This window comes from Streptomyces coryli (assembly GCF_011044975.1).
Taxonomy (GTDB): Bacteria; Actinomycetota; Actinomycetes; order Streptomycetales; family Streptomycetaceae; genus Streptomyces; species Streptomyces coryli.
Genome location: NZ_JAAKZV010000255.1, coordinates 1 through 11,130, shown reverse-complemented (window position 1 = coordinate 11,130; position 11,130 = coordinate 1). Strand labels below are relative to the sequence as shown.

Below are 11,130 nucleotides of genomic sequence, written 5' to 3'. Positions count from 1 at the left end.
GGGTTGGGTTAGGCGGCCGGTTTTGCGGAGCGGGGTGGGCCACTAACCAGCCCATCCGGCGCTTGAGGATTCCGCGCGCAGCGCGGATGCCGCGGTCGCCAGGCGCCAGCCGTTACGCAGCCGCCCTCGACGCAGTGGCCACCGCCAGGTGATAGCGGGCCAACACCAAGCGCGCCAGCGCCGGATGTGCCCCGAGGGGTGCGCTCACCAGGCCCGGCGCGGCCGCGCGTACCTGATCGGCGAACAGGCCCGGCGCCGCAAAGCATGACGCCACCGCGATGTTCCGCACCCCCTCCCCCCGCAGGCGCCGCAGGGCATCCTCCACCCGCGGGCCGGGGCCCGAGGCGTACGCCTCCACCACCCGCACCCCGCCCAGGCGCTCGCTCAGCAGGGCCGCGGTTCCGCGCGTGTCCGCTGCCGACTCGGGTGCTCGCGACCCGGCCGCCGCGAGCACGACTCCGTCGCCGGAGGATCGCTGCCAGCCGGCCTCCACCAGCCGCGCGTGCAGGGCGGCGGCCAGCAGTGGATGTGGGCCCAACGGTGCCGCGACGGCGCCGTGTACCTGCGGGGCCGCTGCTGCCAGCGCTTCCGGCAGGTCGTGGCGTACGTGGTAGCCCCGGCCGAAGAGCAGCGGGACCAGTACGACCTCTCCGCTGAGTTCGGCGAGGGTGTCGGCGAGCAGTGGCTCGTTCAGCTCGATGTGGCCGAGCCGGACGTCGAGGCCCGGGCTCTGCTTCCGTACCGCCGCGACCAACTCCCTTACCGCCCCCACCGCCGCCGGATGCCGGCTGCCGTGGGCGACGGCGACGAGCGTCGGCCGGTGCTCGGCCCCGCCGGTGCCGCGTCCCCGCTCCGGGGGCGTGATCGCTCGCAGCTGGGCGGTGAGCTGCGTCGTTATGCTCCCCAGCAGCTGGCCCGCGCTGTCGAGCGAGCTGTTCGGTGCGACCGGTGAGAAATCCAGCGAAGCTGTCATGCACCGAGCCTGCCGCGCCGTGATTGCCGCACCATTGCGCCGCGTTTACGACTTGTTGAGCGCGGCTCACACTCTCCCCCCTCGCCCGCTGAGGACGCGGACGCCCCCGCGTAATCGGCCCGGGGCCCGGTCCGTAACACTCGCGCCGCAGCATGGGGACGCATGAGCGACGCGACCGATACCCACTGCCCGTACTGCTCCCTGCAGTGCGGCATGCGCCTGAAGGCTACGGGCCCTGACCAGCCCCGTTCGCTGGAGGTGCTGGAGCGCAGCGACTTCCCGGTCAACCGCGGGGCGCTGTGCGGCAAGGGGCAGAGCGCGCCGGCCGTGCTCGACTCGGCGGTCCGTCTCACCGAGCCGCTGGTCCGGGACCAAGCCTCCGGTGAGCTGGTTCCGGCGAGCTGGGAGGAGGCCCTGGAGCGGATCGCCGCGGGGATTCGTTCCGCTCAGCAGTCGCACGGGCTCGATGCGGTCGGTGTCTTCGGGGGTGGTGGGCTCACCAACGAAAAGGCCTACAGCCTCGGCAAGTTCGCCCGGATTGTCCTGCGCACCTCCCAGATCGACTACAACGGCCGCTTCTGCATGTCCTCGGCCGCCGCCGCGGGCAATCGCGCCTTCGGCGTCGATCGCGGGCTGCCCTTCCCGATGGCCGACATCGCCCGCACCGGCTGCGTCATCCTCGTCGGGTCGAACCCGGCCGAGACGATGCCGCCCGCGCTGCGCTACTTCACCGAGCTGCGTGAGCGTGGCGGCAAGCTGATCGTCATCGATCCGCGTCGCACCCGCACCGCCGAGCTGGCCGATCTCCACCTCGCTCCCCGTCCCGGTACGGACCTGGCCCTCGCGCTCGGGATGCTGCATCTGGTGGTGGCGGAGGCCCGTACCGACGAGGAATTCATCGCGGCCCGCACGACCGGGTGGGAGGAGACCAGGGCCGCGGCGATGGCGCACTGGCCCGAGCACGTCGAGCGCGTCACTGGTGTCCCGGTGCCGCAGCTGCGCGAGGCGACCCGGCTCTTCTGCGACGCCGAGCCCGGCGCGATGGTGCTGACCGCCCGCGGTCCCGAGCAGCAGGCGAAGGGCGTCGACACGGTCTCCGCCTGGATCAACCTCTGCCTCGCCACCGGCCGCGCCGGCCGACCGCTCTCCGGCTACGGCTGTCTGACCGGCCAGGGCAACGGGCAGGGTGGCCGCGAGCACGGGCAGAAGGCGGACCAGCTGCCGGGCTATCGCATGCTCAACGACCCGGCCGCCCGCGCCCACGTCGCGTCGGTGTGGGGTGTGGACCCGGACTCGCTGCCGGGGCCCGGGCGCAGCGCGTACGAACTCCTCGACGCCCTCGGCGGTGACATCCGCGCGCTGCTGCTGATGGGGTCGAACCCGGTCGTCTCGGCGCCGCGCGCGACGCATGTCGAGGCGCGGATCAAGTCGCTGGACTTCCTGGCGGTGGCGGATGTGGTGCTGAGCGAGACGGCGGCGTTGGCGGATGTGGTGCTGCCGGTGACGCAGTGGGCCGAGGAGACCGGGACGATGACGAACCTGGAGGGGCGGGTGCTGCTCCGCCGCCGGGCCGTCGATCCGCCGGATGGTGTGCGCAGCGACCTGGCGGTGCTGCGCGGGCTCGCCGAGCGGCTGGCGCCGGAGCTGGCTGCCGGCTTCCCGCCGGCCGCGGAGGAGATCTTCGCCGAGCTGCGTCGCGCCTCGGCCGGTGGCAAGGCGGACTACTCCGGCATCTCGTACGAGCGGATCGAGGCGGAGGACGGGGTCTTCTGGCCGTGTCCGGAGGGCGGTTCGCCCACGCCGCGGATGTTCCTGGACCGCTTCGCGACGCCCGACGGCCGGGCGGTCTTCACGCCCGTCTCGCACCGTCCGGCGGCGGAGGAAACCAATCCGGATTACCCCGTGTTGCTCACGACAGGCCGGGTACTCGCGCAGTATCAGTCCGGCGCGCAGACCCGCCGGACCGCAGAGCTCAACGAAGCCTCACCCGGTCCCTACGTACAGCTCCACCCCGAGCTCGCCGCCCGCGTGGGGGCCGCTGAGGGCGACCCGGTCGCGGTTCTCTCCCGACGCGGCCGGGCCGTCGCCCCAGCCAGGATCACGGCGGGAATCCGGCCGGATACGGTCTTCATGCCCTTCCACTGGGCGGGCGAAGGGCGCGCGAACGCGGTGACGAACCCGGCACTCGACCCGATTTCCCGGATGCCGGAATTCAAGGTGTGCGCGGTGCGGGTGGAACTGGCGACGTAACCGCGGCAGCTCAGCCGACCTCGCCTTCCACCCACGCCAGATACTCGTAGCTCCCCCGCGCCACCGCCACCGCGATGATCTCCGGCACCTCATACGTGTGCGCCCCGCGCAGATACGTCTCCAGCGACTCGTACCGCGCCTCCGTCGTCTTGAACAGCACCTGCCACTCGGTGGCGGTCTCCAGCTCTCCCTCCCACCGGTACACGCTCGTCACCGGCGCGCTGATCTGCGCGCATGCGGCGACCTTGGCCGCGATCGCGCCGCGGGCCAGCTCCTCGGCCGCCGCGGGGCTGTCCGTCGTGGTCAGGACGGTCAGTACGGTCTGGGGTGCGGTGCCACCGGCCACGTTGCGCCTCCCGTGCTCAGCCGAGCCACTGGTCGTAGGCAAGCTTGCACACCAACGTAACCACGACCACGACCAGCACCGCCCGTACGAAACCGGCTCCCTTCTTGAGCGCCATCCGGGCGCCGAGCACGCCGCCGCCGAGATTGAAGACGGCCAGGACCGCGGCCAGCTGCCACAGCACCGTGCCCTGGACCGAGAACATCACCAGGGCGCCGAAGTTGGTGCAGGTGTTGACGATCTTCGTGGTGGCCGAGGCCGTGACCATGTTCAGCTGCAGGATGCCGGTCAGCGCGATCACCAGGAAGGTGCCGGTGCCGGGGCCGATCAGGCCGTCGTAGAAGCCGATGCCGAGGCCGGCGACGCCGATCGCCGCCAGCACCCTGGTGCGCGTCGCGGGGCCGCCCGCCGGGGCCGTACCGAAGGCCGGGCGCAGCATCACGAAGGCGAGCACGCCGAGCAGCACGACCATGATGACCGGGCGGAGGACGTCGCTGTCTATCCCGGCCGCGAGGAAGGCGCCGCCTGCCGATCCGGCGAGTGCGGCCAGGCCGATGCGGAGCGCCAGCCGGACGTCGATGACCGTTTTACGGGCATACGTCACCGCCGCGGCCGAAGTGCCCACGATCGCCACCGCCTTGTTGGTGCCGAGCAGATACGCGGGCTGCAGATTCGGATACCCGACCAGCAGCGCGGGCAGGAGCAGCAGGCCGCCGCCACCCACCACCGCGTCGATCCAGCCCGCCGCTCCGGCGGCAAGACAGAGGAGGACCAGCGTCACCAGGGATATGTCGTGCATGATCACAGGAGCCTATGCGGCGGACCGCCGCCGCTCATGGGAGTATCAATGGCTGGACGGGACTGCTGTGATCGCGCGACTGCGCTGTGTCAACTCACAGCTGCCGATGGTCAGTTGATCTCCCGATCAGTAACATCTGCTCCGTCCGACAGGCTCGGTCACGTCTGCGAGGGCTCATGACCCGTTCCCCGACCGCCTCCGCCACCGCCTACTGGCTGTGGGCCGTCGCCACGGCCGCCGTCTCCGCCGCGGCCGTCGCCACGGTGCTCGGGCTGCGCTCCGGCACCGCCGCGGCCTGCGTCGCCGCGGCCACCGTGCCGGTCGCGGCGCTCAGCCTCGCCTGGGCGCTGCGGGAGCGCGAGGAGGTCAGACGGCAGCGCGCCATCGCCACCGCCCGCGCGGCCGAGCTGGAACGCGCCGCCGCCGTCGCGGACGAGCGCGACCAGGCCGCCCGCCGCGAGCGCAACCTCCGCGACTCGGTGCAGGCCGCCTTCGAGACGGTGGCCGGAAACGTACACGCGATGGCCACCGTCCAGGGCCGGGTCCTGGACGGCATCGAGCAGCGGGTGAGCGATCCCGAGGTGCTCTCCGAGGTGATGCGCGCCGACCACGCGGCCGCGCAGATGACCCGCAAGGCGCAGACGCTGATGGTGCTGTGCGGGGTGTGGCCGGCCCGCCGGGCCACCAAGCCGATCTCCCTCTACGACTGCGTGCGCGGCGCGCAGTCGCGGATCGTGGAGTACGGGCGGGTGGAGGTGCACGGCGGCCAGGGCGTGCACGTGGCCGCGGGCGCCGCCGAGGGCCTGATGCACACCCTCGCCGAGCTGCTGGAGAACGCCACGGACTTCTCGCCGGCGACCTCCCCCGTGCTGGTGTCCGTTCGGGAGGTGGCCTCCGGCGCGGTCGTCGAGGTGGACGACGCCGGTCTCGGCATGCCGCCGGACGCCCTGGAGGAGGCGGGCGCGCGGCTCCGCGACGGCCTGGAGATCACCGACCTGGGCGCGGTCCCGCGCCTCGGCCTGGCCTGCGTCGGCCGCTGGTCCCGCGAACTGGGCTTCACCGTGGAGCTGTCGACGGCCTCCGGCTACGGCGGCACCAGGGCGGTGCTCTTCGTACCGCACCGCCTCCTCACGATGCCGCCCGCCGAGCCGGAGCCGCCCGCCCGGCGGCGCACCCGCGGAGGAGCCCGCGACCGCCACCGCGGATACGGACCCGTGGTCCCCGGACGCGGCCCGTAACAGCATCGCCGGCGTCATCGCCGGCACCCGCCGCGGCCGCCTCCTGGCCCAGCAGGAAACCGCCGGCGCCGCCGACCCGACCCCGCGCAACAGCAACGAAGGAGACCGCTGATGCCCGCCGCCAGGCTCACCGCACTGCCGGACGTCGGCTGGATGCTCCGCCCCATCACCGGGATCCCCGGCGTCCGGCACGCCGTCGTCGTCTCCGACGACGGCCTCCACCTCGGGCACGCCTCCGCGAACAACCTGACCGGCGACATCCCCGAACTCGGCCGCGGCGAGGCGGAGGCGCTCTCCGCCGCCTGCGCCGCGCTCACCATCACCAGCCGCTCCGCGGTGGCGCTCTTCCTCGGCGAGGAGGCGGGCGTGCGGCAGCTGATGGTGGAATCCGCGCAGGGCTACGTGCTGTTCACCTCCGCCGGGTCCGGCGCGTCCCTCGCGGTGGCCACCGGCGCGGACGCCGATGTCGCCCTCGTGGCGCAGCAGATGCAGATCCTGGTGGTGAAGATCGGCGCCCAGCTGACCGCCGGGAACCCGCCCGCCGAGACCCCGCCCGCCGAGACGCCGAAGAGCGCGGCCAGATCCCCAGAGCCCGGCTCATGACGTGGGACCCGCAGCAGGACGGCAGCGGCCGCGACGCCTCCCCCGTACGCCCGTACGTGATCACGGGGGGCCGCGCCGCCGGGGCCGCCGACGCCGAACCGCTCCCGCTCGAGGCGCTGGTGGTCGCGACCGGCCTGCCGCTGCCCCCGCAGACGCAGCCGGAGTACCGCCGGATCACCGACCGCTGCCGCGGCCTGCTCTCCGTGGCCGAGGTCTCCGCGCACCTCGAACTGTCCCCCGGGGTCGTGCAGGTCCTGCTCTCCGACCTCATCGCGGCGGGCCACATACAGGCCCGCCCGCCCCTCACAACGAGCGAGTCAACCGCCGCAGGCGACCCGTACCGAGACGTCCTAGGAAAGGTGCTCCATGGGCTCGAGAACCGGCTCTGAGGCCCCGGCCGCCGGTGCTGTCGCCGATCAGGCATACGTGGACTCCGGTGTGACCGGATCCGCGAAGATTCTGGTGGTCGGCCCCATGGGCGTGGGCAAGACGACCCTCATAGGCACGGTCTCGGAGATCACCCCGCTCTCCACGGAGGCGGTGATGACCCGGGCAGGACAGCTCTCCGACCGCCCGGCGGGACCGGCGAAGACGACCACCACCGTGGCCCTGGACTTCGGCCGCATCACCCTCGACAGCGACATCGTCCTCTACCTCTTCGGCACCCCGGGCCAGCAGCGCTTCCTGCCCGCCTGGAAGGAGCTCGCCCGCGGCTCGCTCGGCGCCCTCGCCCTGGTCGACACCCGCGACCTGGAGGCGTCCTTCGACTCGATCGGCCATCTCGAGGACCTCGACATGCCGTTCACCGTCGCGGTCAACCACTTCCCGGACAGCCCCCGGCACGGCGAAGCCGACCTGCGCACCGCCCTCGACCTCCTCCCCCACACCCCCCTGGTCGTCTGCGACGCCCGCGAACACACCTCGTCCGTACGGGCATTGATCTCCCTCATCACCCACCTCATCGAATCCGCCACGGAGCGCACCGGATGACCTGCCCCTACGCGCCCGGCAGCGGCGCCCGCGCCGCGCTGCACGAGGCGGGGCTCGACGGTGGTTCGCTGCCGGAGCTGTACGAGAAGCTGCGCGCCGAGTACGGCCCGGTCGCGCCGGTGACGATCGCTCCCGGCATCCCGGCGTGGCTGGTCATCGGCCACCGCGAGCTGCTCGAACTCACCGGGGACGAGCACCACTTCTCGCACGACCCGCGCCGCTGGACCCCGCTGCGCGAGGGCCGGGTGCCGCCGGACTCGCCGCTGATGCCGATGGTCGGCTGGCGCCCCGCGCTGCTCTACGCCGACGGGCGCGAGCACCGCCGCCAGCGCGCCGCGGTGGCCGCCGCCCTGGGCGGGGTGGACGGGCACGGCCTGCGCCGCACCGTGCAGGAGGCGGCGGACCGGCTGATCGACGGCTTCATGGACAGCTTTACGGCCCAGCGTCCCGTAGACCTCGTGCCGCACTACGCGCGCAAGCTGCCCCTGGAGGTCATCATCGCGCTGCTGGGCCTGGAGGAGCGCACGGCGCAGCTCCTCGTCCAGGCGATAGCCGGCACGGTGGCGCACAACGCCGACTCCTCGAACGCCAGCCGCCGCATGGCCGAGATCCTGACGGAGCTGATCGCGCACAAACGCGCGCACCCCGGCGACGACTTCACCTCGGCCCTCATCCACCACGAAGCGCAGCTCACCGACGAAGAGATCCTGCACAACCTGGTCGTGGTCTTCGTCGCCGGCAACCAGACCACGGTGAACTGGATCTCCACCACCCTCCGCATCCTCCTCACCGACGAATCCTTCCGCTCCTCCCTCGCGGGCGGCGCGCTCACGGTGGACGACGCCCTGGACCTGGTCCTGTGGCGCTACCCCCCGACGCAGAACTTCCCGGCCCGCTACGCCACCTGCGACCTGGAGTTCGGCGGCCAGCAGGTGCAGACCGGCGACATGCTGATCCTCGGCCTGGCCGGCGCCAACGCCGACCCGGAGGCGCTGCCGCCCACCGGCCGTCCGGTCACCGGCAACCGCTCCCACCTCGCCTTCGGCGCCGGCCCGCACGCCTGTCCGGCCCAGGACATGGCCCGCCTGATCACCCGCACCGCCGTCCGCACCCTGCACCACCGCCTGCCAGAACTGCGCCTCGCGGTACCCGAGTCCGAGCTGTCCTGGGTCACCTCACCCTGGTCGACAGGCCTGGCCGCGCTGCCCGTACGCACGCCGAGCCCCCAGGGAGACGTCCGATGACAGCGCAGCCGGAAACCGAACCTTTCCGTCTCGACCCCGACGGCGCCGACGACCGCCACACCCTCAACGCCCGCCTGCGCGCCCACGGCGGCGCGGCCCCGGTGGCCCTCCCCGGCGGTCTTACGGGCTACGCGGTGACCCGGCACGCCGACCTGAAGGACTTCCTCGCCCACCCGGATGTCGCCAAGGACGCCTGCCACTTCGCGGCGCTGGCGGAGGGCCGAATCCCCGAGGGCTGGCCGCTGCTGACCTTCGCGACGGTACCGGGCATGACGACGGCGGACGGCGCCGACCACCGCCGCCTGCGCGGCCTGGCGACGAAGGCCTTCACCCCGCGCCGGGTGGAGGAACTCCGCCCGCGGGTGGCGGAGCTGACGACGTCCCTGCTGGACGGCCTGGCGGAGGCGGCGGCGACGGATGCGGACGGTTACGGCACGGGGGTGGCCGACCTCCGCCGCCACTTCGCGCTCCCGCTCCCCATGGGCGTCCTCTGCGGCCTGATGGGCATCGACGCGGAACACACCGACCGCCTGCACACCCTCTCGAACCGCATCGTGAACACCAACACCACCCCCGAATCGGCGGTGGCGGCCAACCGCGAAATGGTGGCGATATTGGCCCAGTTGGCGGCGATACGGGCGGCCGCCCCCGGCGACGACCTGATCAGCGCCTTGATCACGGCCCGCGAGGAGGACGGCAGCCGGCTCAGCGAGCAGGAGCTGATCGGCACGATGCTGCTGCTGATCGTGGCGGGCCACGAGACGACGCTCAACCTCATCACCAATGCGGTACGGGCCCTGTGCGCCCACCGCGACCAGCTGGCGCTGCTGCAGGCGGGGAAGGTCGGCTGGGAGGCCGCCGTCGAGGAGACGATGCGCTGGGACGCGCCGGTGAGCTTCTTCCCGTTCCGCTACCCGACCCGCGATCTGGAGGTCGGCGGCACCCTGATCCCGAAGGGCGCCCCGGTGCTGGCGGGTTACACGGCGGCGGGCCGCGACGAGACGGCCCACGGCCCGGACGCGCACGTCTTCGACGTGACCCGCGACCAGTCGGCCCGCCATCTGTCCTTCGGCCACGGCGCCCACTACTGCATCGGCGCCCCGCTGGCCCGCCTGGAGGCAACGACGGCGCTCCGCGCCCTGTTCACCCGCCACCCGGACCTGGACCTGGCCATCCCGGAGCCGGAACTCCCCGCCCACCCGAGCTTCGTGGGCAACAGCCGCCAGGTCCTGCCGGTCCGGCTCACGCCAGTCGGTCAGTGATCCGCGCGCGGAGAGCGTCGTGCTGTGGCCCGAGGGCGGTGGCGGGATCGTGCCACCGCTCCGGCGGATAGAGCCATACGGGCCTGGGCCGGATCTCGTCGGGCTCCCACGCGTAACGCGGCCAGACGTGGGCGTGCAGGAACGGGTCCGTATTACCGAGAATCTCCAGATTCACCCGCCGGAAGGCGGGATCGTGGGCCCGGCAGGCGCGCTCCACGGCTTCGCCCAGCCGCTCCATGGAGTCGAGGAAGGCGAGCCGTCGGGGACGGGGCAGATCGGTCAGCCGGTCGACGCCGGGCTGATCGGTGAGCAGGACGGAGTATCCCGGCAGAAACTGCACATCGCCGATGACGGCGAAGCCGCCGTCGAGGCGTCGCATGACGGTCGGGTTCTCGCCTTTGAGCGCGCTGCCGATGCGATCGGCTTTCCAGTCATCACGGGCCACAGGAACCATTCCAGCAGCTGACCGCGTCGCACCTCCCACGGGGAGGTCACTTTGATCAGGAAAGCCATCATCGCCGTCCGGCGTCTCTTCCACACCCATCGGGCGCGCCGCCGCGCCCTGCGCATCGCGGTGCTGGTGTGCGCGCTCGCCCTGCTTCCGCCGGCCTGGCTGTTCGTCTCCGCCGGCGACCGGGTGGCGGCGGACACGGCGGACGCGCCGAAGGCGCCGGTCGCCGTGGTCTTCGGCGCGGGCCTCTGGGACGGCGAGCCGTCCCCGTATCTGGCCCACCGCTTGGACGCCGCGGCCGAGCTCTACGACCGGGGCAAAGTCCGCGCCCTCCTCGTCAGCGGCGACAACAGCACGAAGGCCTATGACGAACCCACCGCCATGCGCCGCTACCTCGCCGACCGCGGCGTCCCCGCGAAGCGCGTGGTCCGCGACTACGCCGGCTTCGACACGTGGGACAGCTGCACCCGCGCCAAGAAGATCTTCGGCGTCCACCGCGCGGTCCTGGTCAGCCAGGACTTCCACATCCGCCGCGCCCTGGCCCTGTGCCGCGCGGCCGGCATCGACGCGTACGGCATCGGCGTCCCGGAACCCCGCAGCGCGTCGTGGTACTACGGCGGCCTCCGCGAAATCCCGGGCGCGGGAAAGGCAGCACTGGACGCGATCTTCACGCCGGCACCCCGCTTCCTGGGCCCGAAGGAGTCGCTGCCGGTCGCTCGCTAGCCCACGCCCCTCACACCGCGAAGCCCCCACCGCTGAGGGCACCGTTTCCCCCGGGAAACAGCCGTGATCCGCCCGGGTAACGGCGGCCCCGCAAGCTCGAGGACATGAGCCGAAACGGGACCGAGCGGGAGCCGCACTCGCACCGCGTCGTCGTCGTCGGTGCCGGCATGGCCGCAGGGCGCCTCGCGCAGCGACTCGCGACGACCGCGCCGCCCGCCTCCGCGACCGCGCCCACCCCCACCGTCACCCTCATC

Annotated in this window: 12 protein-coding genes; 8 read left to right on the top strand and 4 right to left on the bottom strand. The window is 72.7% G+C overall.

Going from position 1 to position 11,130, the window contains the following annotated elements; all coding sequences use genetic code 11:
- Positions 1 to 112: 112 nt before the first annotated feature.
- Positions 113 to 973 carry a sirohydrochlorin chelatase gene (locus tag G5C51_RS34930; RefSeq protein WP_165243669.1) on the bottom strand — a complete coding sequence of 287 codons (861 nt, stop codon included), beginning with the start codon at positions 971 to 973 and terminating at the stop codon, positions 113 to 115.
- 162 nt (positions 974 to 1,135) lie between these two features.
- Between G5C51_RS34930 and G5C51_RS34925 the strand changes: the two genes are divergently transcribed.
- On the top strand, positions 1,136 to 3,223 hold the full coding sequence (locus G5C51_RS34925) for a molybdopterin oxidoreductase family protein (RefSeq protein WP_165243667.1): 2,088 nt from the start codon (positions 1,136 to 1,138) through the stop codon (positions 3,221 to 3,223).
- A gap of 10 nt (positions 3,224 to 3,233) precedes the next feature.
- Here G5C51_RS34925 and cutA read toward each other — a convergent pair whose 3' ends face one another.
- Together cutA and G5C51_RS34915 are read right to left on the bottom strand one after the other, a co-directional pair.
- The gene (gene cutA, locus G5C51_RS34920; RefSeq protein WP_338118414.1) at positions 3,234 to 3,569 is read right to left on the bottom strand and encodes a divalent-cation tolerance protein CutA; all 336 of its coding nucleotides are present in this window, start codon (positions 3,567 to 3,569) and stop codon (positions 3,234 to 3,236) included.
- A gap of 16 nt (positions 3,570 to 3,585) precedes the next feature.
- The gene (locus G5C51_RS34915) at positions 3,586 to 4,365 is read right to left on the bottom strand and encodes a sulfite exporter TauE/SafE family protein (RefSeq protein WP_165243665.1); all 780 of its coding nucleotides are present in this window, start codon (positions 4,363 to 4,365) and stop codon (positions 3,586 to 3,588) included.
- A gap of 176 nt (positions 4,366 to 4,541) precedes the next feature.
- Here G5C51_RS34915 and G5C51_RS34910 point away from each other — a divergent pair, with 176 nt between their 5' ends.
- The 6 genes from G5C51_RS34910 (at position 4,542) to G5C51_RS34885 (ending at position 9,702) form a co-directional block, all read left to right on the top strand.
- The gene (locus G5C51_RS34910) at positions 4,542 to 5,603 is read left to right on the top strand and encodes an ATP-binding protein (protein WP_240930130.1); all 1,062 of its coding nucleotides are present in this window, start codon (positions 4,542 to 4,544) and stop codon (positions 5,601 to 5,603) included.
- 111 nt (positions 5,604 to 5,714) lie between these two features.
- A complete protein-coding gene (locus G5C51_RS34905) occupies positions 5,715 to 6,206 on the top strand; it encodes a roadblock/LC7 domain-containing protein (protein WP_165243663.1) in 492 nt (163 codons plus the stop codon).
- Complete coding sequence (locus G5C51_RS34900) at positions 6,203 to 6,595, top strand: DUF742 domain-containing protein (RefSeq protein ID WP_165243661.1); 393 nt, start codon at positions 6,203 to 6,205, stop codon at positions 6,593 to 6,595. The genes G5C51_RS34905 and G5C51_RS34900 overlap by 4 nt, the downstream gene beginning before the upstream one ends.
- On the top strand, positions 6,573 to 7,196 hold the full coding sequence (locus G5C51_RS34895) for an ATP/GTP-binding protein (RefSeq protein ID WP_165243659.1): 624 nt from the start codon (positions 6,573 to 6,575) through the stop codon (positions 7,194 to 7,196). Before G5C51_RS34900 ends, G5C51_RS34895 begins: the two co-directional genes overlap by 23 nt.
- Complete coding sequence (locus tag G5C51_RS34890; RefSeq protein WP_206314660.1) at positions 7,193 to 8,440, top strand: cytochrome P450; 1,248 nt, start codon at positions 7,193 to 7,195, stop codon at positions 8,438 to 8,440. Before G5C51_RS34895 ends, G5C51_RS34890 begins: the two co-directional genes overlap by 4 nt.
- Positions 8,437 to 9,702 carry a cytochrome P450 family protein gene (locus G5C51_RS34885; protein WP_165243657.1) on the top strand — a complete coding sequence of 422 codons (1,266 nt, stop codon included), beginning with the start codon at positions 8,437 to 8,439 and terminating at the stop codon, positions 9,700 to 9,702. Before G5C51_RS34890 ends, G5C51_RS34885 begins: the two co-directional genes overlap by 4 nt.
- Here G5C51_RS34885 and G5C51_RS34880 read toward each other — a convergent pair.
- A complete protein-coding gene (locus tag G5C51_RS34880) occupies positions 9,683 to 10,147 on the bottom strand; it encodes an HIT family protein (RefSeq protein WP_338118413.1) in 465 nt (154 codons plus the stop codon). The two genes, G5C51_RS34885 and G5C51_RS34880, sit on opposite strands and share 20 nt — an antisense overlap.
- A gap of 51 nt (positions 10,148 to 10,198) precedes the next feature.
- Here G5C51_RS34880 and G5C51_RS34875 point away from each other — a divergent pair, with 51 nt between their 5' ends.
- Entirely contained in the window at positions 10,199 to 10,876 is a 678-nt protein-coding gene (locus G5C51_RS34875) for a SanA/YdcF family protein (RefSeq protein WP_165243653.1), read from the top strand.
- Positions 10,877 to 11,130 lie beyond the last annotated feature (254 nt).